At 71.6% G+C, this 20,628-nt stretch carries 19 protein-coding genes; 15 read left to right on the plus strand and 4 right to left on the minus strand.

Translation table 11 applies throughout. The annotated features are described in order from the left end of the window. Positions 1-173: 173 nt before the first annotated feature. The 3 genes from F8271_RS07310 to F8271_RS07320 all read right to left on the minus strand — a co-directional run bounded on the left by F8271_RS07310 (position 174) and on the right by F8271_RS07320 (position 2,309). Positions 174-1,268: a PLP-dependent aminotransferase family protein gene (locus F8271_RS07310; protein ID WP_151488886.1), complete on the minus strand. Its 1,095-nt coding sequence runs from the start codon at positions 1,266-1,268 to the stop codon at positions 174-176. A 106-nt stretch (positions 1,269-1,374) separates the two neighbouring features. Then, positions 1,375-1,833 (minus strand): ester cyclase, encoded by a 459-nt coding sequence (locus F8271_RS07315; RefSeq protein ID WP_151488887.1) that lies wholly within the window; start codon positions 1,831-1,833, stop codon positions 1,375-1,377. An 83-nt stretch (positions 1,834-1,916) separates the two neighbouring features. Beyond that, positions 1,917-2,309: a cyclic nucleotide-binding/CBS domain-containing protein gene (locus F8271_RS07320; protein ID WP_151488888.1), complete on the minus strand. Its 393-nt coding sequence runs from the start codon at positions 2,307-2,309 to the stop codon at positions 1,917-1,919. Between the two features lie 114 nt (positions 2,310-2,423). On the opposite strand from F8271_RS07320, the gene F8271_RS07325 reads away from it, so the two are divergent. The 5 genes from F8271_RS07325 to F8271_RS07345 all read left to right on the plus strand — a co-directional run bounded on the left by F8271_RS07325 (position 2,424) and on the right by F8271_RS07345 (position 6,197). Further along, positions 2,424-2,873 (plus strand): NUDIX hydrolase, encoded by a 450-nt coding sequence (locus F8271_RS07325; RefSeq protein ID WP_151488889.1) that lies wholly within the window; start codon positions 2,424-2,426, stop codon positions 2,871-2,873. Next, positions 2,870-3,637 (plus strand): hypothetical protein, encoded by a 768-nt coding sequence (locus F8271_RS07330; RefSeq protein ID WP_151488890.1) that lies wholly within the window; start codon positions 2,870-2,872, stop codon positions 3,635-3,637. The genes F8271_RS07325 and F8271_RS07330 overlap by 4 nt, the downstream gene beginning before the upstream one ends. 79 nt (positions 3,638-3,716) lie before the next feature. Then, on the plus strand, positions 3,717-4,448 hold the full coding sequence (locus F8271_RS07335) for a sugar phosphate nucleotidyltransferase (protein WP_151488891.1): 732 nt from the start codon (positions 3,717-3,719) through the stop codon (positions 4,446-4,448). After that, a complete protein-coding gene (locus F8271_RS07340; protein WP_151488892.1) occupies positions 4,436-5,503 on the plus strand; it encodes an iron-containing alcohol dehydrogenase family protein in 1,068 nt (355 codons plus the stop codon). Before F8271_RS07335 ends, F8271_RS07340 begins: the two co-directional genes overlap by 13 nt. Continuing rightward, positions 5,478-6,197: a CDP-alcohol phosphatidyltransferase family protein gene (locus tag F8271_RS07345; RefSeq protein WP_151488893.1), complete on the plus strand. Its 720-nt coding sequence runs from the start codon at positions 5,478-5,480 to the stop codon at positions 6,195-6,197. The genes F8271_RS07340 and F8271_RS07345 overlap by 26 nt, the downstream gene beginning before the upstream one ends. Before the next feature lie 1,979 nt (positions 6,198-8,176). On the opposite strand, the gene F8271_RS07360 is transcribed toward F8271_RS07345, so the two are convergent. Beyond that, on the minus strand, positions 8,177-9,436 hold the full coding sequence (locus tag F8271_RS07360) for a glycosyltransferase (protein ID WP_151488895.1): 1,260 nt from the start codon (positions 9,434-9,436) through the stop codon (positions 8,177-8,179). A gap of 80 nt (positions 9,437-9,516) precedes the next feature. Between F8271_RS07360 and F8271_RS07365 the strand changes: the two genes are divergently transcribed. The 10 genes from F8271_RS07365 (at position 9,517) to F8271_RS07410 (ending at position 20,616) form a co-directional block, all read left to right on the plus strand. Continuing rightward, positions 9,517-10,377 (plus strand): Fpg/Nei family DNA glycosylase, encoded by an 861-nt coding sequence (locus F8271_RS07365; protein WP_151488896.1) that lies wholly within the window; start codon positions 9,517-9,519, stop codon positions 10,375-10,377. Between the two features lie 264 nt (positions 10,378-10,641). Next, positions 10,642-12,213 carry a sugar transferase gene (locus F8271_RS07370; protein WP_192580181.1) on the plus strand — a complete coding sequence of 524 codons (1,572 nt, stop codon included), beginning with the start codon at positions 10,642-10,644 and terminating at the stop codon, positions 12,211-12,213. A 39-nt stretch (positions 12,214-12,252) separates the two neighbouring features. Continuing rightward, on the plus strand, positions 12,253-13,479 hold the full coding sequence (locus F8271_RS07375) for a sensor histidine kinase (RefSeq protein ID WP_151488898.1): 1,227 nt from the start codon (positions 12,253-12,255) through the stop codon (positions 13,477-13,479). After that, positions 13,476-14,234, plus strand: a complete 759-nt coding sequence (locus tag F8271_RS07380; protein ID WP_151488899.1) for a LytTR family DNA-binding domain-containing protein — start codon at positions 13,476-13,478, stop codon at positions 14,232-14,234. Before F8271_RS07375 ends, F8271_RS07380 begins: the two co-directional genes overlap by 4 nt. Before the next feature lie 65 nt (positions 14,235-14,299). After that, a complete protein-coding gene (locus F8271_RS07385; RefSeq protein WP_192580179.1) occupies positions 14,300-14,971 on the plus strand; it encodes a DUF5701 family protein in 672 nt (223 codons plus the stop codon). 97 nt (positions 14,972-15,068) lie between these two features. Further along, on the plus strand, positions 15,069-15,749 hold the full coding sequence (locus F8271_RS07390) for a response regulator transcription factor (protein WP_151488901.1): 681 nt from the start codon (positions 15,069-15,071) through the stop codon (positions 15,747-15,749). After that, complete coding sequence (locus tag F8271_RS07395) at positions 15,746-16,828, plus strand: cell wall metabolism sensor histidine kinase WalK (RefSeq protein ID WP_151488902.1); 1,083 nt, start codon at positions 15,746-15,748, stop codon at positions 16,826-16,828. Before F8271_RS07390 ends, F8271_RS07395 begins: the two co-directional genes overlap by 4 nt. Further along, positions 16,825-18,516 carry a DUF4153 domain-containing protein gene (locus F8271_RS07400; RefSeq protein ID WP_151488903.1) on the plus strand — a complete coding sequence of 564 codons (1,692 nt, stop codon included), beginning with the start codon at positions 16,825-16,827 and terminating at the stop codon, positions 18,514-18,516. Before F8271_RS07395 ends, F8271_RS07400 begins: the two co-directional genes overlap by 4 nt. Positions 18,517-18,560: 44 nt before the next feature. Then, positions 18,561-18,974: a hypothetical protein gene (locus F8271_RS07405; protein WP_225854217.1), complete on the plus strand. Its 414-nt coding sequence runs from the start codon at positions 18,561-18,563 to the stop codon at positions 18,972-18,974. A gap of 1 nt (position 18,975) precedes the next feature. Further along, the gene (locus F8271_RS07410; protein WP_151488904.1) at positions 18,976-20,616 is read left to right on the plus strand and encodes a cation acetate symporter; all 1,641 of its coding nucleotides are present in this window, start codon (positions 18,976-18,978) and stop codon (positions 20,614-20,616) included. Positions 20,617-20,628: the final 12 nt, after the last annotated feature.

Below are 20,628 nucleotides of genomic sequence, written 5' to 3' on the forward strand. Positions count from 1 at the left end.
GGCACCCGTGGGGGCGGGGGTTGTGCTGTACGCGTCACCCTGGGACAGGGTGGCCGAAAGAACCGGCCGGGGGCCTGTCGGGTGGCGCTCGCAGCATTGTGGGCCGCCGGCCGCCCGGGCGGGAGTCCCGGGACGGCCGGCATCGTCGTTCTGTCGGGGACCCGACAGAAGTGTCAGCTACGGATGTCCTCGACGGCCGCGGCGAGGCGGCGGACGCCCTCGTCGATCCGGTCCGCGGTCACCGCCGAGAACGCCAGCCGCAGGGCGTGCCGTCCACCGTCGAGCACGAAGTCGCTGCCCTTCACCACGGCGACGCCGCGCTCGGCCGCCGCCGGGGCGAGCCGGTCGACCAGGATGTCCTCCGGGAACTCCACCCAGAGGAAGTAGCCGCCGTCCGGCTCCACGAACCGGGCCTGCGGCAGATGCCGGCGCAGCGACTCGGCGAGCACCCCGGCCCGCTCACCCAGTGCCGCGCGGACGGTGTCGATCGAGCGGTCGATGTCACCGGAGACGCAGAACTGGTGCACGATCGCCTGCGACACCATGCCGGGGGAGATGTAGAGGCTCGTCGCGTTCTTGGCGATGTCGGCGATCAGGTCCGCCGGGCCGACCAGGTAACCGACCCGCACACCCGGGCAGACCGTCTTGGTGAAGCTCGACGCGTGCACCACCACGTTGCGGGTGTCCAGCGACAGCATCGACGGCAGCGGCTCGCCACGGAACCGGATGTCCGCGTACGGGTCGTCCTCGAAGATCGTGAACTCGTACTCGGCGGCCAGGTCGAGCAACTCCCGGCGCTTCTCCAGGGACAGCGTCATGCCGGCCGGGTTCTGGTAGTTCGGGATGACGTGCGCGAGCCGGGGCCGGACCCCGGACTCCAGCAGCTTGCGCAACTCGGCCGTGTCCAGACCGTCCGGCTGGACCGAGATGCCGTGCAGCTCGCTGCCCATCCGCTGGAGGTTGAGCAGCGTCCGGTCGTACGTCGGGCGTTCCACCACCACCGCGTCACCCGGGCGGACCAGGTGGTCGAAGAGGAACGCGTCGGCCTGGAGCGACCCGTTGGTCACCAGCACCTGGTTGGCGGCGACCCCGTGCTTCTCGGCGATCCACTTGCGCAGCGGCACGTAGCCGACGGATGTGCCGTACGCCGTGACCCCCGCAGGGTCGGCGTCGAAGGCGCGAACGGCGGCGGCCTTGAGCCCTTCGACATCGACGATGTCCAGCGAGGGTGCGCCACGGGCGAAGGAGATCAGCTGCTCGGCGGTCATGGATGTTGAGAGTACGGGCGGCGACGGGGAACGCGCGCACGGCACGGCGATGTCCGCATCATGAGCCACCGGGTCGGGTGACCCGACGGGGCCGGACGGCGACAGATCAGACCGGAAGGGCGAGCGAGTCGTGCTGCGCGGCCCGGGAAAACCCGTCCAGCTGCACGCCGAGCGCGTCGAGGAGCTGGCTCCAGTCGAAGTAGGACCGCCAGGAGACGATCCGCCCCCGGCGGGCCCGCACCACGTCGGCCACCTCCCAGCTCACCGTGCGGCCGGTGGGCGCGACGGTGCCGAACGGCGAGTGCAACGTGCCGGTGTGGGTGCCGGTCAGCCGCAGCTCCACGGCCGCACCGCCGGCCGTGCGCACCGTGCCCCGCGGGTCGACCCGCAGGTCCGGAAAGGCGCCGGTCCAGGTACGCAGGAGCGCGGGCAACTCGATCGGCCGGACCGTCACGCCCGGCATGGAGTAGAACGCCTCCGGGGCGTAGAGGTCCGGCAGGCGGGCCACATCCCGGTTCAGGAGCATGGCGTACTGCTGGCTGATCAGCCGCTCCGCGTCACGCATCGGGCCCTCCCGGACGGGCCACGGCATCTCCGCGCCCGCAAGGGATCCTTACCCCTCGATCCGACCCGGCACACCCGGACCGGTCAGGTCGTCGCGACCGCCTGACTGTCCGCCCAGACCCGCATGATGTCCCGCACCGAGATCACCCCGGCCACCTCGCGGCCGTCCAGGACCACCAGGTGCCGGAAACCGCCCCGGGCCATCGCGGCGGCTGCCTCGGCCACCGTCCAGTCCGGGCCGGCGTAGACCACATCCCAGGTCAGGTGCGCGCCGGTGCGTTCCACGTCGCAGTCCAGACCGGCGCCGATGGCCTTCAACACGTCGCGTTCGGTCATGATCCCGACGCCCTCCGAATCCGGGTCGATCACGACCGCCGATCCGGCACCACGGGCCGACATCATCCGGGCCGCCTGGCGCAGGGTGTGCTCCGGACCGACGACGAGGACATGGCTGGACATCGCTTCCCGTACCTGCATCACACATCACTCCTTTGGGACGGTGGCATCCGGTACCGACATCGTGGTCCGTGGATGTTTCCGGGACAAGACCGGGCATCGCCGCGATGCCGGACCGCTCGCTACTGTCGAACGGTGTCCACCGAGCCCCTGCGCTGTGCCGGCGCGCTGATCGTCGACCACGACGGCCGCATCTTCTTCCAGCGCCGCTCCGAACACCGACGCCTCTTTCCCAACTGCTGGGACATCGTCGGCGGCCACCTGGACCCGGGCGAGGATATCGACGACGCGCTGCGCCGGGAGATCACCGAGGAGACCGGCTGGATCCTCTCGCACGTCCTCGGTCAGGTGGGTGAATACCAGTACGTCGGCGATGACGGCCTGGTCCGGATCGAGCACGACTTCCTGGTACGCGTCGACGGCGACCTCGACCACCCGAGGTTGGAGGCCGGCAAGCACACCGAGTACCGCTGGCTGGCCGAACACGAGGTGACCGTGCTCGACGAGAACCGCGACGTCAACGACGGGCTGATCCGGCGGATCGCGGAGGAGGGCTTCGCCGTCCTGCGGTCGATCGGTCTGTGAACACCGTCGAGCTGACGCCGCACCGGCTCGCCGGGCTGCTCGCACCGGCCGTGGACCGGACGTTCCGCGCCGGCATGCTGGCCGGGCGGCACGGCGGCGGCGCCGAGCTGAGCCAGCGGTACGGCGGCCCGACCGCGAACGGCTACCTGGTGGACCTGCGCACCCGCCTCGCCGCGCCGGGCGGCACGGTCGACGGGCCGGGCTTCGCGGCGGTCACCCGGTACGGCGACCCGGTCGCCGTCCGCCGGGCCGTGGACAAGCAGGTGGCGTACGGGATGCTGCACCGCCGCCCGGACGGCGCGCTCTCCGCCACCGAACGGGGTGCCGCCTTCCTCACCGAGCTGTGCCAGGTGCACGCCGAGGTCACCGAGGAACTGTGGGCCGGGCACGACGAGCGGGTGGCGCGGTTGGTGGCCGCGCTCGGCCGGGTCCTGGCGTACGCCCTGTTGCTCGCCGACGAGGAGGGCGCACCCACCGGCTCGGCGTTCACCGCGCTGGCGCCCCCGTACGAGCCGGACGGCACACCGTCGGGCGTGCTGCTGCTCAACCGGCTGGGCACGCTGCGCTACCACCGGGCCGACGCGCACGCCGCGGCCTGGACCGCCGCCGGGCACACCGCCTCGACCGTCGCCGCGCTGCCGGCCGGCCCCGAACGGGTCGCCATCGAACTGGAGACCGACCGTCGGGCCGCCGGCGCGTACTCCGTGCTCAGCGCGGACGAGCGGCTGACGATGCTCGCCGACCTGGCCGCGCTGCCCGGCTGACCCGGTTGGCCGGAGCCGCCCGGCCAACCGGGGCTATCCTCCACCGGTGACGGGGAGCAGCACGAGGGAGGATGTCGCGATGATCGGAATGGTCCTTGCGGCCGGGGCGGGGCGCCGGCTGCGCCCGTACACCGACACGCTGCCGAAGGCGTTGGTGCCGGTCGACGGCGAGACCACGATCCTGGACATCGCGCTGGGCAACCTCGCCGAGGTCGGGCTCACCGACATCGTGATCGTGGTCGGCTACGCGGCGGACGCGGTCCGCGAGCGGCAGGCCGACCTGGAGAAGCGGTACGGGGTGACGCTCACCCTCGTGCACAACGACAAGGCCGAGGAGTGGAACAACGCCTACTCGCTGTGGCTGGCCCGGGAGTACTTCGCACGCGGGGTGCTGCTGGTCAACGGGGACACCGTGCACCCGGTGAGCGTGGAGAAGACCCTGCTGGCCGAACGCGGCCCGGGCATCCTGCTCGCGGTGGACACCCTCAAGCCGCTGGCCGAGGAGGAGATGAAGACCACCTTCGACGCCGCCGGCCAGCTCACCCGGATCACCAAGATCATGGATCCGGGCGAGGCGTACGGGGAGTACATCGGCGCGACGCTGATCGAGCCGCAGGTCGCCGACGCCCTCGCCGACGCCCTGGAGGCGACCTGGCGGCGCGACCCGAACCTCTACTACGAGGACGGCTACCAGGAGTTCGCCGACCGCGGTGGCGAGGTGCGGGCAGCTCCGATCGGTGACGTGCCCTGGGTGGAGGTCGACAACCACGCCGACCTGGCCCGCGCGCGGGAGATCGCGTGCCGCTACTAGCCCGCAGCGTCCTCACCCCACTGCACATCGACGTACGACGTGGGGCGGTCGCCGACCTGGGCGCGATCCTGGCTGATGGGCGGATCTCCTCCGGTGGCGACGTCGCCGTGGTGGTCGGCCCGGGTCAGGGTGCCCAGATCGCGGAGCTGATCCGACCGTCGCTGCGCTCGGCCGACGTGTTCACCGTCTCCGGCGGCACTCTGGACGCCGCCGACGACCTGGGCGGCAAACTCCGCGCCCGCTCGTACGACGCGGTCGTCGGGATCGGCGGCGGCAAGACCATAGACGTGGCCAAGTACGCGGCCACCCGGCGAGGGCTGCCGATGGTGTCGGTGGCGACCAGCCTCGCCAACGACGGGATCGGCTCCCCGGTGTCCAGCCTCATCACCGACGGGCTCAAGGGCTCCTACGGGGTGCACATCCCGATCGCGGTGATCGTCGACCTGGACTTCGTGGAGAGCGGCCCGGACCGGCACAACCGGGCCGGCATCGGCGACGTGATCAGCAACATCAGCGCGTTGGCCGACTGGGAGCTGTCCCGGCAGGTACGCGGCGAGCCGGTCGACGGGCTGGCCGCGTCGCTGGCCCGCGCGGGCGCCGAGGCGGTGCTCAACCACCCCGGCGACATGACCGACGACGCGTTCGTCACCGTGCTGGCCGAGGCGCTGATCTCCAGCGGCCTGGCGATGGCGGTGTGCGGCACCAGCCGGCCGTCCAGTGGCGGCTGCCACGAGATCATGCACGCCGTCGACTCGCTCTTTCCCGGCACCGCCTCACACGGCGAACTGGCCGGGCTGGGCGCGCTGTTCTGCACCTGGCTACGCGGGGACCTGCGCCGATTCGGGGAGATGTCGGCCTGCCTCGCCCGGCACGGCCTGCCCCGGCTCCCGGCCGAGGTGGGGCTCACCGACGACCAGTTCGTGGAGGCGGTGCAGTTCGCGCCGCGTACCCGACCGGACCGCTACACGATCCTCGAACACCTGGCGTTGTCGCCTACCGAGACGCGGGAGCGGCTGGCAGACTACGCCGGTGCAATCCGCGACCAGCTTGGCTGAGCCCCGTCCCACCGTCGCCGACTTCCACCGGGTCAACCGGGGTGGCGGCCTGTTCAGCGAGTCGATCAGCCAGTGGCTGGGCGCGGTCTTCGCGCTGGTCGCCCAGCGACTCGGGCTGCGCCCGACCGCGCTGACCGTCACCAACCTGATGCTCGGCCTGGCCACCTCGGTCACCGTGGTGGCGCTCGCCGGCCCGGTCGCCGCCGGTGACGTACCGGCCTGGGTCGTCGGCCTGCTCGCCCTGGTCGGCTGGCAGGTCGCGTACTCCCTGGACTGCGCCGACGGGCAGCTCGCCCGGGTGACCGGCCAGGGCAGCGCGGCCGGGGCGCGTGTCGACGTGCTCTGCGACGTGGCCGCGCAGATCGCCCTGGTGGCCGCGCTCGCCGCCACCGCCGTGGCGCAGGAGCCGTCGACCCCGACCTGGCTGGTGGCGACCTTCGCCGGCACCTGGATGGTCAACCTGGTGACGTCGGTGATGCAGGCCGGCCCGAACGCCGCCAGCATGGTCACCTCGACCTCGCTGCCGGTGCGCCTCGTGAAGCTGGTCCGCGACTACGGCGCGGTGGTCTTCGTGGCGGCCCTGGTGCTGGCCGTGGCCCCCGCGCTGGTCCTCTGGGTGATGGTCGCGTTCACCATCGTCAACGGCGGCTTCCTGCTCGCCAGCATCGCCTTCTCCGCCCGCGCCTCCCTGTAGGAACCCGGTGGCGCGTCGACGGAACGCCACCCACGACAGAGAGGGCCTGGTGGTAGTGGTCGAGGTCCTCAAGCCGTTATGCGCCCGGACGGGCTACCGACCTGGACCCGCGCCCAGAACGGCCCCACCCCCGCCTACCTTGCCTTCGCCTGTCGCTGCTTACGCTCTACGAGCGAAGCCGGATCCGCCACCATGGCCGTGTGAAGCGCCGGGCGGTGGCGGAAACCCACCCGGAGGGCCATATACCGGCAAACCTCCTCCCGGTGGGGAAGCCACCGGAGCCTGAGGCCTGCCGAACTGGGCAGATGCACTCGTCAACGCAGCGGCGCTGGAACTCGGGTAGGCGCCCCTGGGAGCTGCCTGCGGCGGGCCGGACGGGCCAGCCTGACGTGGCGCAATTCGTCGGACTGCCACCGGCACCACTTGCGGAAAAGGTTGAGCGAATCTTTCATTCAGGAAAATGAAGAACGGGTCGGTAGTCCTTAGGTGAAATCGCTGACTTTGATCGGAATTGAGGAACTCAACGAATTTCACAAGGGCCGATTCTATAGCTCTCGATCGCTCTTGAATCTCCTGATCTTCTCTCAACCCCGTCGCCAAAACCCTGGCCTCGTCCCGCTCATGAGTCATGGCTCCATCCCGGCCAACTCCGGCCACGAATTTCAGGAAGCGGTAATCAGGGTCGTTCCGATAATCTTTATCGACCTGGTGATATAAATCGCTGGCCTTCTCCACCAAAAATTCGGTGCGATTTGGATCATTAGGTGCAGCCATTCGAATATCCATTCTGGCGAGATTACGAGCCGACGGGATCGGCGAGATCTTCGGCGCTATCGACCGCGAAGCCGCCCGACACATCAACACCGAGCAACTTGTCGCCGCGTAGCCACCCAGTTGCCCGACAGTCTCTAAGTGCGACCGGCAGTAGGCGTCCAGTCCCGAACCACGCCCAACTCCTTGCTGAGATCACGTCACTGCCGGCGAACTGACCCATTCCCCGACCGACTCCCGTGCTGCTGCCACCGGTTGCTTCCGGCACTCGACTGGCCTCCGGCGGGACCAGCCTGTCCTGCGCCCCCGTGAGCCGCACCCGGAGCCGAAGCTGCGCTAGTCAACGCCACAACCGCAGGCCGGGTAGTAGAAAGAGTCCGCATATAGGGAAGTTGGTTGCTGGTTTGGTACAACCAGTCCAGCGTCGCCCGCCGAGTCCAGAGCCCAGGGTTAGTAAACGTCTCGTCGTGGTCGGCGCGAATTACCTGATTATTCCGGTCACGCCGATACGCAAACGTAAGATCTCCTCGGAAGGCCTCCAGCGCTTGAATAAAATCAGCCGCTGCACAGCTTTCCGCACCAAACGACCTTGCTGCGTCGTCTTTGTACCGTGTCGAGACATCCGCTTCCGAGTACCATCGGCCATACATGCTGTTCCTCCCTTGAATTATCGGAATGGAAGCGCATGCCACGATCAAGTGGCACACCCTTACAACGAGCCTCCCGAGGCAGTGGTTCATCCAGAACGTTCGCAAGGGGTAGTGTGCCCGTTTAGTCGATTCCGGCTAGTTGCAGGGATCTGTGCGGTTTGCGGCTGTTTCGTCGTAGGGTTTGCGCGACGGATGCGGTGCCGGCCAGGCGGAGCAGGCTGATCGCGGCGGTGCGCAGGGTGGCCAGGGCTCGGGGTGCGTTGCCGGACAACAGGCAATGGGCGTCTTCGCGGTAGGTGGTCGGAGCGGATACCGGCCGAGGAGACGGCCCGCGCAGTGCCGGACCGGCGGTGGCGGCGTGGACCGCAGTGAACTGCTGCCGATCGGCCGGCGGGTGGCGTACTGGCGGAGGCGGCGGGGGACGCCGCGCCGTTCCTGTCGCCGGCCCCGATCGGTAACCGGCTGATACTCACCGCCCGACCGGTCCTCCGCGCCCACCGCACCGGCCGCCAACGACCGAAGCACCTACTCCTTCACGCACGTGACCGGCGGGCCGGGTCAGGGGCGGGTAACTCCGGCATAGATGTCGAGGAGTCGCTTGGTGACCACGTCGGGGTGGAAGGTCTGCTCGTACCGCAGGCGGGCCCGCGCGGAGCGCGTGGCGGCACCGGCCCGCGCGACCGGGAGCGCGGCGGCCAGCGCGGCCGGCTCCGGTGGCACCACCCAGCCAGCGGTACCGGTGACCACGCCGACCGGCAGCGGCGTCGGCCCACCACCCCCGGCGACCGCGGAGGCGATCTCGGCCGGTCCGGTGCCGGCGGGCTCGTGCGGGGCGTCCGCCCCGACCAGGTACGGGATGCCGCCGAGTGCGGTGCCGAGCACCGGCCGGCCACTCGCCAGCGCCTCGATGATCACGGTCGGCAGCACGTCGTGCCACATCGAGGCCGCGATCACCACGGCGCTGGCCTCGACGGCGGCCCGTACCCCGGCGCGGTCGAGCTGGCCGAGGTAGACCACGTCGGGTCGCTCGGCGGCGGCGGCCTCCACCAGCGGGCGCAGCTCGCCGTCGCCGGCGATCCGCAGCGTGCCCAGGGTGCCCACCGGGTGCCGACGCCAGGCGTCCAGCAGCAGGTCGACACCCTTCTCGGGGGACAGCCGGGCCAGGTAGAGGAAGCCGTCACCGAGCGGCGCCGGCCGGCCCGGGTCGGGTACGGCGTTCGGCTTCACGATGATCCGATCGTCCGGAATGCCGTAGTCACGGAGGTGGTCGGCGATGGCGGTGGTGAGCGCGACGTACCGGTCCACCGACCGCCAGGTGCCCCGGTGCACGGCCAGGGTGGTCGCCATCAGCGCGCTCTGCGCCGCCGAGTCGCGGTAGCACCGGTGCTTGATCGCCGGCACGCCCAGCGCCCGACCCTTGCAGTCCTGGCAGATCACGCCGTCGCGGAAGTAGATGCCGGAGGAGCAGACCTGCCGGTAGTTGTGCACCGTCTGCACCACCGGCACGCCGTGCCGGTGCGCGGTCCGCACCACCCAGGGCGACAGCAGAGGGTACGGGTTGTGCAGGTGCAGGACGTCCGGCCGGTGCTCGGTGAGCAGCCGGCTCAGGTCGTGCTGGGCACGCGGCGCCCAGATCGGTGAGATCGGCAGCAGCGCCTTCGCCGCCTTCGACATCGACGGGATCTCGTCCGAGCTGCGGATGAACGGCAGCACCTCGACACCGGCAGCGGTGAGCTGGGCGATCTCCGAGTCGACGATCGTGTTCTCCCCGGAGGGCTGGGCCTCCCGGTACCGGTTGTGCGCCACCACGATTCTCACTGAGCGTGCCTCTCGTTCGCGATTGCGGGACTCGCAAGCTCATTCCTCACGCTCACGGGAAAGAAGGCTACCGTTGTGTCGTGCCCGAACTACCGGAGGTTGAGGCGCTCGCGGGTTACCTGCGGCAGCGCGCGGTGGGGCGGCGTGTCGACCGGCTGGAGATCGCCGCGATCAGCGCCCTGAAGACGTACGACCCGGCACCGACCGCGGTCGCCGGTCGGGCGGTGGTCGACGCCCGCCGGCACGGCAAGTTCCTCGACGTGCTCGTCGAAGGCGACCTGCACCTGGTGGTGCACCTGGCCCGGGCGGGCTGGCTGCACTACCGGGAGGCGTTCCCGTCGAGCGCCCCGCTTCGTCCCGGTAAGGGGCCGATCGCGCTGCGGGTCCGTCTCGACGACGGGTCCGGCTTCGACCTCACCGAGGCCGGCACGCAGAAGAAGCTGGCCGCGTACCTGGTCACCGACCTGGCGGCGGTGCCCGGGGTGGCCAAGCTGGGTCCGGACGCGCTCGCCGCGGACCTGCCCACCTTCGCCGAGCGGCTCCGCAGCCGGCGGGGGCAGGTCAAGGGGGTGCTGACCGACCAGTCGGTGCTGTCCGGGGTGGGCAACGCGTACTCGGACGAGATCCTGCACGCCGCGAAGCTGTCGCCGTTCGCGATCACCGACCGGCTCACCGACGACCAGCTGGCCACCCTGCACGCGGCGACCCGGCAGATCCTCGGGGACGCCGTCGAGCGGTCCCTCGGCCAGCGGGCCGCCGAACTGAAGAGCGAGAAGCGCTCAGGGCTGAAGGTGCACGCCCGGACCGGGCTGCCCTGCCCGGTGTGCGGGGACACGGTGCGGGAGGTGTCGTTCGCCGACTCCAGCCTCCAGTACTGCCCGACGTGCCAGACCGGCGGCAAACCGCTCGCTGACCGACGGTTGTCCCGACTCGTACGGTGAGTGATCGCACCCGCCGACTACAGAGCGGAATCGGCCCGACTGAGCCGAAGCTCCGGTCCACCGTTCTCGCCAGAGGCGTATCCATCGGTATAGTGGCCCGGTCCCCGGCTTCTGAAATGGTGCGGAGCCGGCCAGATCCCGCCGGCACCATCGGTCGCCAATCTCCTTCGGGGCGGCGACCGGTCGGGGCCCGCGTGGGAGACTGGGACGGTGGGCGACCCGGGCCCTCACTGCGAGTGAGCGGCCCGTGTCATGCGGGAGGACATGGGTGAGGTGACGGCAAGCCTCCAGCGCCCGGTATCCAACGAAGGCCGGAGCAGACTCGTGCGGCACGTCGACAGCTTCGAGATCCAGCCGCCGACGCCGCCGTCACACAACGGCGTCCCTCGGTCGGCGTGGGCCAGGGCGCGACGCCGTGTCTCCCGCTGGCACCGCCCCTACATCGCCATTCTGCTGCTGCTCGACTTCTGCGCGGCGGCGTTCGCCAGCTGGATCGCGATCCAACTCTTCGACCAGGCCACCTCCGGTTTCAGCGACACCCAGCAGGACCCGACCTGGTTCCACACCGTCTCCTACCTGCTGCTTCCGCTCGGCTGGGTGGTCATCCTCTGGAGCAACCGGGCCTACGACCGGCGCTACCTGGGGCTCGGCCCGGACGAGTTCAAGCGGGTGATCCGGGCTTCGGTGACGGTAGCCGCGAGCGTCTCGTTCCTCGCCTTCTCCACCGTGACCCAGCTCTCCCGGTTCACCGTGGGCACGGCGCTGCTCGGCGCGGCGCTGCTGATCCTGTGGGGCCGGTTCGTGGCCCGCTGGGCCCTGCACTACATCCGGCGGCGGGCAGGCCAGGCCGCGCATCGGATGGTGCTCGTCGGCACCCTCCCGGAGTGCCTGGAGGTCTACGCGGCGGTCACCCGCAGCCCGAACGCCGGGCTGGTCCCCGTCGCCATCCACATCACCGACGGGTACGCGGCGGCCCGGGGCATGCCGACCCCGGTCCCGATCTACGCCGGCCGGGACGTCCTGGCCCTGGTCCGGGAGGTCGGTGGCGACACCATCGCGGTGTGCGGTTCGGCCAGCGCGGAGCCGGGTGAGCTACGCCGGCTGGCCTGGCAGCTGGAGGGCTCCGGCGTCGACCTGGTGGTCGCACCGCAGCTCACCGACATCGCCGGCCCCCGGGTGCACATCCGGCCGATCGAAGGTCTGCCGCTGCTGCACGTCGAGGAGCCGACGCTCTCCGGGCCGGCGCTGCTGGCCAAGAACCTGCTGGACCGGGTGGCCGCCGGCCTCGGCCTGCTGCTGCTGATCCCGCTCTTCATCTCGATCGCGGTGGCGATCCGGATCTCCGACCGCGGGCCGGTCTTCTTCCGCCAGCCCCGGGTGGGGCACGAGGGGCGCACGTTCCGGGTGTGGAAGTTCCGGACCATGTACGTCGACGCCGAGGACCGGCTGGCCAGCCTCACCGACCAGAACGAAACCGACGGCATGCTGTTCAAGATGAAGCAGGACCCGCGGGTCTTCCCGGTCGGCCGCTTCCTGCGGGCCTCCTCGCTGGACGAACTGCCGCAGTTGATCAATGTGCTCTGGGGTGAGATGTCGCTGGTCGGGCCGCGCCCGCTGCCCGCCGACGACGGCGACTTCCTCGGTGACGTGCGCCGCCGCCTGCTGGTCCGTCCCGGCATGACCGGGCTGTGGCAGGTCTCCGGCCGCTCCGACCTGTCCTGGGACGAGTCGGTCCGCCTGGACCTCTACTACGTCGACAACTGGTCGCTCGCGTACGACCTGAGCATCCTGTGGCGCACCGTCGGGGTGGTGCTCGCCCGCAAGGGCGCGTATTAGGGGGTTGGCGCGCCGGCCCGCAGGGGCAAGGATCGCTGCGTGGGTGGCAACCTCTCCGCCGTGGTCGGCGTCGTATCACTGGTCACCGCGCTGACCGCTGCCCTGTGGGCGGTGCTGCGGCTGCGTGCCCGCCGGGGCATCGCCACAGCCACCCAGCGGGCCACCTACGAGGTGCTGCACACCGCCGGCCTGGCCGCCGAGCCGCTGCGGGCAGGGCTGAGTGCGGCGGGCGCGACGAAGGCCGTACGCCATCTGCGGGCTCTGGTGGGCGCGGCCGGGCTGGCGCTCACCGACGCCGACCGGGTGCTCGCCCTCGACGGGCGCGGCACGCACCACGGGGAGCAACTGCTCGCGGCGGCCCGGCGGACGGTGGCGACCGGCCGCTCGACGGTCCTCGGTGAGCAGGAGCTGCACTGCGACCGGGTCGACTGCCCGATCCGGGGGGCGGTGGTCGCGCCGTTGCAGGGCGCGGACGGCCGGGTGGTCGGCGCCCTGGTGGCGATCGCCGACAGCCCTCCGGCGCCGGGGCTGGTGCAGGCCACCCTGGAGACGGCGCACTGGGCCGGCAACCAGCTCGCCCTGGCCGAGCTGGACTCGTCGCGGGAGCGGCTGGCCCGTGCCGAGATCCGGGCGTTACGGGCGCAGATCAGCCCGCACTTCATCTACAACGCGCTGACCGCGATCGGCTCGTTCGTGCGCACCGACCCGGAGCGGGCCCGGGAGCTGATCCTGGAGTTCGCCGAGTTCACCCGGTACTCGTTCCGGGCGCACGGGGAGTTCACCACGCTCGCCGAGGAGTTGCGGTCGATCGACCGCTACCTGACCATCGAGCGGGCCCGGTTCGGCGACCGGTTGCAGGTGCGGTTGCAGATCGCCCCGGAGGTGCTGCCGGTGACGTTGCCGTTCCTCTGCCTCCAGCCGTTGGTGGAGAACGCCGTCCGGCACGGGTTGTCCCGCAAGCCGGGCACGGGCATGGTGAGCATCGAGGCCCGGGACGCGGGCGCCGAATGCCACATCACGGTGGAGGACGACGGAGTGGGAATGGACCCGACCACGTTGACCGCCGGCATCGCCGAGTTGGCGCGCGGCGCCGGTGATCCAGGCGACGACACGGGCCAGCACGTCGGCCTCTCCAACGTCGACGAGCGGCTCAGGTCCGTCTTCGGTGACGGGTTCGGCCTGGTCGTCGAGACCGGGCTGGGCTCGGGCACGAGAGTGAGCATGCGGGTGCCGAAGTTCCACCCCGGTGTGCGGGCGGGCTCGTGACCACTGGTTTTCTCCGGGTCCTGGCGGTCGACGACGAGCCGCCCGCGCTCGATGAGCTGGCGTACCACCTGCGGGCCGACCCTCGGGTGGCCCGGCTGCACACGGCCTCCGACGCCACCGAGGCGCTGCGGCTGCTGCGCGACGGCGATGTGGACGTGGTCTTCCTGGACATCCGGATGCCCGGGTTGGACGGCATGGAGCTGGCCCGGGTGCTGCGCCGTTTCGCCCGACCGCCGGCGATCGTGTTCGTCACCGCGTACGACGACGGCGCGGTGGACGCCTTCGACCTGGGTGCCACGGACTACGTGCGCAAGCCGGTCCGTGCCGACCGGCTGGCCGAGTCGTTGCGCCGGGTGATCGGTTCGCGGGTGGTGCCGTCGCATCCGGCGGCGCTGGCCCGCGCCGAGGAGGATCCGACCATCCCCATCGAGTTGGCCGGCACCACCCGGATGCTGCCCCGTTCGGCGGTGCGGTGGGTGGAGGCGCAGGGCGACTACGCCCGGCTGCACACCGCCGAGGGCTCGCATCTGGTGCGGGTGTCGTTGGCGACCCTCGCCGAGCGGTGGGCCGACGCGGGTTTCGTCCGGGTGCACCGGTCGTACCTGGTGCAGTTGAAGTTGATCGCGGAACTGCGGCTGGTCAATTCCGGCTACGTGGTGGTGGTCGACTCCACCGAGCTGCCGGTGAGCCGCCGGCACACCCGGGAGTTGAAGGACAAGCTGGTCAGGGCCGCGAAGCAGGACTGGAACCGTTGAGCCGGGAATGAGACGGCCACTGCCGTACGTTGTACGCTAGGCCGTACGACAACCGGGAGGCCATCGTGTCCGAAGCCCCGTTCGACGGCGAGACCGAGTTCGACCGCCAGCTGGACCGGCTGGTGCGGTTGGACTACCCCGCCCTCGCCGGGCTGACCGAAACCGCCTTCCGCGACCTGGTCGAACCGCTGCGGACCAGGGCGATCGAGGGTGCCGCCGGCCTGCCCGCCCCCACCGACGCCCGGGTGCCGGTCCTGCTGGTCATCAGCCGGGACCTGATCGGGGTGCAGGAGCGCCTCGAACTCACCACGCTGGCCGGCAAGCGCAAGCCCGGCGTCCTCGACCGGAACTACGCCGAGGGCGACCTGCCGCGCTTCGACCCGATCAAGGAACTGGAGGTGCCAGCCGGGCCGGCGTACCTGCTCTTCGACGTCGACCGGGGCGAGGAGTTCCGCAACCTGCCGCCCGCCACGGCCATGGAGGGCATGACCGCACAGGGCCGGCTGCCCCTCACCATCGACGAAGGGCTCGCCTTCATCACGCTGCACCCGGCTGCGCTCGCCAGCAACAGGTGCTTCTCACTGGTCGGCTCCCGCTGCGGCGACAAGCGGGTGCCGGCGCTCTGGATCAGTCAGGGCGCCCCGAAGCTCGGCTGGTGCTGGTACGGCAACCCGCACACCTGGCTGGGCGCCGCCTCAGCCCACCCAGAACGCCGCTCGGATCGACGCCGATCCTGACTGTTCGTCGAGTTATCCACAGGTGCGGCGCGTTCTCCACAGGTTGTTCACAATGCCACCCACTGATCTCCACGGCGGCTCAATACAGTCAGGACCCATGAAGGAACGCCGGGTACTGGTGGTCGAGGACGAACGGACCATCGCCGAGTCCATCGCCGCTCGACTGCGGGCCGAGGGTTTCACGGTGCACATCGCGGCGGACGGGCCCAGCGCGGTCGCGCAGTTCCGGGCCGGCCAGCCCGATCTCGTCGTACTCGATGTCATGCTGCCCGGCTTCGACGGCTTGGAGGTGTGCCGCCGGATCCAGGCGGACCGGCCGGTGCCGGTGCTGATGCTCACCGCCCGGGACGACGAGACCGACCTGCTGGTGGGGCTCGCGGTCGGCGCGGACGACTACCTCACCAAGCCGTTCTCGATGCGGGAGCTGACCGCCCGGGTGCACGTCCTGCTGCGTCGGGTGGAGCGGGCCGCCGCCACACCCGCGCCGCCCGCCATCCGCCTCGGCGACATCGAGATCAACGAGGCCGAGCGGCGGGTTCGCCGTGGCGGGGCGGACGTGCACCTCACGCCGACCGAGTTCGACCTGCTGATCCACCTCGCGGGGCGGCCCCGCACGGTGCTTCCCCGGGAACGGCTGCTCGCCGACGTCTGGGGTTGGGGCGACGGCAACGGCACCCGCACGGTGGACAGCCACATCAAGGCGTTGCGCCGCAAGTTGGGCGCCGACCTCATCCGCACCGTGCACGGCGTCGGTTACGCCCTGGAGCTGCCGTCATGACCGCCTCCCCGCTCACCCGCCTGGACCGGGTGCTGGAGCTGCTGCCCCGCCCGCTGGATCCGGTGCGCTCCATCAAGCTGAAACTGGGCGTGCTGCTGGTCGCCTCCGGTGCGGCCGGGTTGGCCTACTTCTCGTACGGCATCGGCTGGCCGCCGCCGGTCACCTCGGCGACCGCCATCGCCGTCGCCCTGCTCACCTCGCAGGTGCTCGCCCACGGCATGACGTCGCCGCTGCGGGAGATGACGGCGGCGGCCGGGGCGATGGCGCGCGGCGACTACACCCGTCGGGTACGCGCCACCTCCCGCGACGAGGTCGGTGAGCTGGCCCAGGCATTCAACAAGATGGCCGAGGACCTGCACGCCGCCGACCAGCGCCGACGGGAACTGATCGCGAACGTCTCGCACGAGCTGCGTACGCCGATCACCGCCCTGCAGGGCGTGCTGGAGAACATGGTGGACGGCGTGGCCGACCCGGAACCGGCGGCGCTGCGTTCGGCGCTGGCCCAGACCCAACGGCTCGGGCACCTCGTCGCCGACCTGCTCGACCTGTCCCGCCTCGACGCCGGCGTGGTGCCGCTGCGGCGGGTACACATCGACGTGGGGGACTTCCTCGACGAGGCGGTGGAGCACGCCACCGCCAGCGCGTCCGGCGCCGGCCTGGACGTGCACTTCCACCTCCGTGAGCTGCCGGCGCCGCTGACGGTCCACGCGGACCCGTGGCGACTGCACCAGGTCTTCGCGAACCTGCTCGACAACGCGGCCCGGCACAGCCCGCCCGGCGGCACCGTGCGGGTGAGCGCCGAGGACCACGGCGACCAGCTCCGCTTCGAGGTGAGCGACGAGGGCCAGGGCATCCCGCCGGCCGAACGGTCCCGGGTGTTCGAGCGGTTCACCCGCGGCGACCGGTCGGCCGGCGGCGGTACCGGGCTCGGCCTGGCCATCGCCCGCTGGGTCGTCGAACTGCACGGCGGTCAGATCGGTGTCCTCGATCCCGCCGGACCGCACCGGGGCGAGAGTCCCGGCTGCCGCATCCAGGTCACCATCCCGAGCGACGGGCCACATCGAAAAGAGGCCGCATGACCAGCCCTGGCAGCACACCGCTACCGGCCACCGGGCCGACCGGACCGCAGGTCCCTCCGACGGTCCGACCCGGCCCGGCTGCCCCGGCCGCCGCTCGACCCCAACCGTGGCCGCTCACGCCGGCCGTGCCCAGGCCACCGTCGCTGATCGATCGGCGCTGGCCAGGGCCGTCCGGCCCCGCCCGTCCGCTGGTCCTGGCGGCGCTGACGGCTGCGGCGGTCGTCGGCGCCTCGACGCTCACGACGATCCGTCCCGGCCTCGGCTGGCTGGTGGCCGCGCTGGCCGGCACCGCCGCCCTCGTCACCGCCAGCGTCGTCCGTTCCAGGACGTCGTCCTCGGCGGCGGCTGCGCCGGCACCGACCGCCACGCCAGCTGCGGCGGACGCCGCCCGTCCCGGTGCCACGGGGGCACCGGGGCGGGTGGCGCAGGCCGCCTGGGCCGTCGCGACGGTCGCGTTGGTCGGCGTCGGCACGGTCCGGGCCGCCGGCTGGCTCTTCGCCCTCTGCCTGCTCGCGGCCGCGGTGACCGGGACGCTCGCGGTGACCGGCGGGCGGAGTCCGCTGGGGATGCTGCTCGCCGCGACGCTGCCGCCGGCCGCGACGGTACGGGCGCTCCCGTGGGCGGTACGCGGACTGCGCAGCGGCCGCCCGACCGGGTCGGGGATCGAGGTCGGGCGCATCATCACCAGCCTGGCGATCTCCGTTGGTCTGCTGCTGCTGTTCGGGGTGCTCTTCTCCTCCGCCGACGCGGTGTTCGCCGACCTGGTCACCGGCCTGCTGCCGGACATCTCGGCGCCCGGTGTGATCGGTTGGGCGTTCCGCCTGCTGCTGATCGGTGGCGGTCTGCTCGGTGCCGCGTACCTGGTCAGCCGCCCGCCCGACCTGGACGGCCTGCGCCCCGGGCCGTCCCGACCGGCCCACCGGCTGGAGTGGACCCTCCCGCTGGTGCTGCTCGACGCCCTGTTCGCCGCGTTCGTGCTGGTCCAGTTGACGGTGTTGTTCGGCGGCGCGGGGCACGTGCTGCGCACGGCGGGGCTCACCTACGCCGAGTACGCCCGTGGCGGGTTCTGGCAACTGCTCGCCGTCACCGCGCTCACCCTGCTGGTGATCGCCATCGCCGCCCGTCGGGCACCGAAGGCCAGCCGGGCGGACCGGTTGCTGGTCCGCGTCCTGCTCGGCACGCTGGCGGCGCTCAGTCTGGTGATCGTCGCCTCGGCGCTCTACCGCATGCAGGTCTACGCCGACGCGTATGGCGCGACCCGGCTGCGGCTCGTCGTGGCGACCGCCGAACTCTGGCTCGGGCTGCTCTTCGTCCTGGTCGGGGTGGCCGTGGTGCGGCTGCGGGCGGACTGGCTGCCCCGGTTGGTGATCGGCACGGCGGTGCTGGCGCTGCTCGGGCTGGCCGTGGTCAACCCCGATCGGCTGATCGCCGACCGGAACGTCGACCGGTACCTGGAGACCGGCCGGTTGGACGTCAACCACCTGTCCGGGCTGTCGGCGGACGCCGTACCGGCCCTGGCCCGACTGCCCGAGCCGATGCGCATCTGCGCGCTGCGGCAGCTCGCCGCCGAGCAACCCGGGGACGGCTTCTGGGCGACGAACCTCGGCCGGGAGCGGGCGCGGCGGGATCTCGACAAGGTCCAGGCGACCGCCGGTCTGGCGTACTGCCCCGACCCGCAGCGCTGGTGAGGGCGAACGCTTGACAATCGCGCAGGGCGGGCCAGACTGCCGGGGTGGCCAAGCAACTCCCTGACGTGGGGTCGGGCGGTGCGGTCCCGCCACCCCGGCGGGCCCGGATCGTGTTGGCCGACATCACCCGGCAGGACAGCCGCGCCGAGCGGACCCGCGCCGAGCTGGCGCAGCAGACCCAGGTGGGTGAGGCGCTGGTCCGCGGCCTGGTCCGCGCCCAGCTCGCGCTGGCGTTGCGACTCTCGCTGGTGGTGGCCATCGGGCTGGGCGGGCTGCCCTGGCTGTTCGCCATCGCGCCGTCGCTCGGCCGGACGACCGTCGCCGGCGTCAACCTGCCCTGGCTGCTGCTCGGTGTGGCGTCCTTCCCGTTCCTGATCGGGGTGGGCTGGGCGTACGTGCGGCTGGCCGAGCGCAACGAGCAGGACTTCACCGACCTGGTGCAGCGGCCGGAGCGCTGAGGTGGGCAACGACTTCGTGGTCCCGGCCATCGTCGCGGTCACCCTGGTCACCGTCGGGATCGGCTTCTACGGGCTGCGGTTGGCCCGCACCACCTCCGACTTCCTGGTGGCCTCGCGGGCGATCAGTCCGACGTGGAACGCCGCCGCCATCGGCGGGGAGTACCTGTCGGCGGCGAGCTTCCTCGGCATCGCCGGCCTCGTCCTCAAGTACGGCGTGGACGTGCTCTGGTATCCGGTCGGGTTCGCCGCCGGCTACCTGGCCCTGCTGCTGTTCGTGGCGGCTCCGCTGCGGCGTTCCGGCGCGTTCACCCTGCCCGACTTCTGCGAGCTGCGGCTGGGGTCGCGGCGGCTGCGCATCCTCGCCACCGCTTTCGTGATCTTCATCGGCTGGTTGTACCTGGTGCCGCAGCTCCAGGGTGCCGGGCTGACCCTGGCCACGGTGGCCGGCTCCCCTTACCCGGTCGGTGCCCTCCTGGTCGCGGCCGTGGTCACCGCGAACGTGGCGCTGGGCGGGATGCGGGCGATCACCTTCGTCCAGGCGTTCCAGTACTGGTTGAAGTTGACCGCTCTCGCCGTACCGGTGATCTTCCTGGCGTTGCAGTGGCAGGCCGACGGCCGCCCGGCGGTGACCCCGCCCGACGGGCCGACGTTCCGGGCCGCGACCACCGTCGTGGTCGAGCACCGCGCGACCCTCACGCTGCCCGACGGTGAGATCCGAGAGGTACGCCCCGGCGACGAGTTGACCTTCGCCGCCGGTGACCCGGTACCGGGGGTGTCCGGGGCGGCCACCGACGCCGGCGACTGGTTGCTGCCCAGCGCCGCCGGTGACGACGACCGGGGCCTGTTCGCCACGTACTCGCTGATCCTGGCCACGTTCCTGGGCACCATGGGCCTGCCGCACGTGCTGGTGCGCTTCTACACCAACCCGGACGGCGCGGCGGCCCGCCGGACCACCCTGGTCGTGCTGGCGCTGGTCGGTGCCTTCTACCTGCTGCCCACCCTGTACGGGGTGCTCGGCCGGATCTACACGCCGCACCTGCTGATCAGTGGGCAGACCGATGCGGTGGTGGTGTTGCTGCCCGGCGCGGCCCTCGGCGACGGACTGGTCGGGCGGCTGCTCGCCGCGCTGGTCGCCGCTGGCGCGTTCGCGGCCTTCCTCTCCACCTCGTCCGGGCTGCTGACCAGCGTCGCCGGGGTGATCTCGACGGATGTGCTGGGCCGTGGCTCGGTACGCGGCTTCCGGCTGGCGACGGTGATCGCTGGCGGCGTGCCGGCGGTGCTGGCGCTGCACGTCTCCGGGCTGGACGTGTCGCAGGTGGTCGGGTTGGCCTTCGCGGTCGCCGCGTCGAGCTTCTGTCCGCTGCTGGTACTCGGCATCTGGTGGCGTGGGCTGACCGACGTGGGCGCCGCCGCCGGCGTGGTGGCCGGCGGCGGAGCGGCGATCGGCGCGGTGCTGGTCATCGTGCTCGGGCCGCCGCTGTCCGGCTGGCCGGCCACGCTGACCGCGCAACCGGCCGCCTGGACGGTGCCGCTGGCCTTCACCGTGATGGTCGCGGTGTCGATCGCCACCCGCCGGCGTGCCCCCGGCGACGTGGCGGCCACCATGCTCCGCCTGCACACCCCGGAAGCTGTCCGCCTGTGACCACTACGACTC

The organism is Micromonospora sp. ALFpr18c (assembly GCF_008868155.1).
In the GTDB taxonomy this organism is placed as follows: domain Bacteria; phylum Actinomycetota; class Actinomycetes; order Mycobacteriales; family Micromonosporaceae; genus Micromonospora.

Coding starts and splice junctions, on each gene's coding strand:
- F8271_RS07310 (WP_151488886.1), bottom strand. CDS start 1,268: ATGACCGCCGAGCAGCTGATCTCCTTCGCCCGTGGCGCACCCTCGCTG.
- F8271_RS07390 (WP_151488901.1), top strand. CDS start 15,069: ATGAAGGAACGCCGGGTACTGGTGGTCGAGGACGAACGGACCATCGCC.
- F8271_RS07335 (WP_151488891.1), top strand. CDS start 3,717: ATGATCGGAATGGTCCTTGCGGCCGGGGCGGGGCGCCGGCTGCGCCCG.
- F8271_RS07400 (WP_151488903.1), top strand. CDS start 16,825: ATGACCAGCCCTGGCAGCACACCGCTACCGGCCACCGGGCCGACCGGA.
- F8271_RS07370 (WP_192580181.1), top strand. CDS start 10,642: ATGGGTGAGGTGACGGCAAGCCTCCAGCGCCCGGTATCCAACGAAGGC.
- F8271_RS07320 (WP_151488888.1), bottom strand. CDS start 2,309: ATGCAGGTACGGGAAGCGATGTCCAGCCATGTCCTCGTCGTCGGTCCG.
- F8271_RS07395 (WP_151488902.1), top strand. CDS start 15,746: ATGACCGCCTCCCCGCTCACCCGCCTGGACCGGGTGCTGGAGCTGCTG.
- F8271_RS07315 (WP_151488887.1), bottom strand. CDS start 1,833: ATGCGTGACGCGGAGCGGCTGATCAGCCAGCAGTACGCCATGCTCCTG.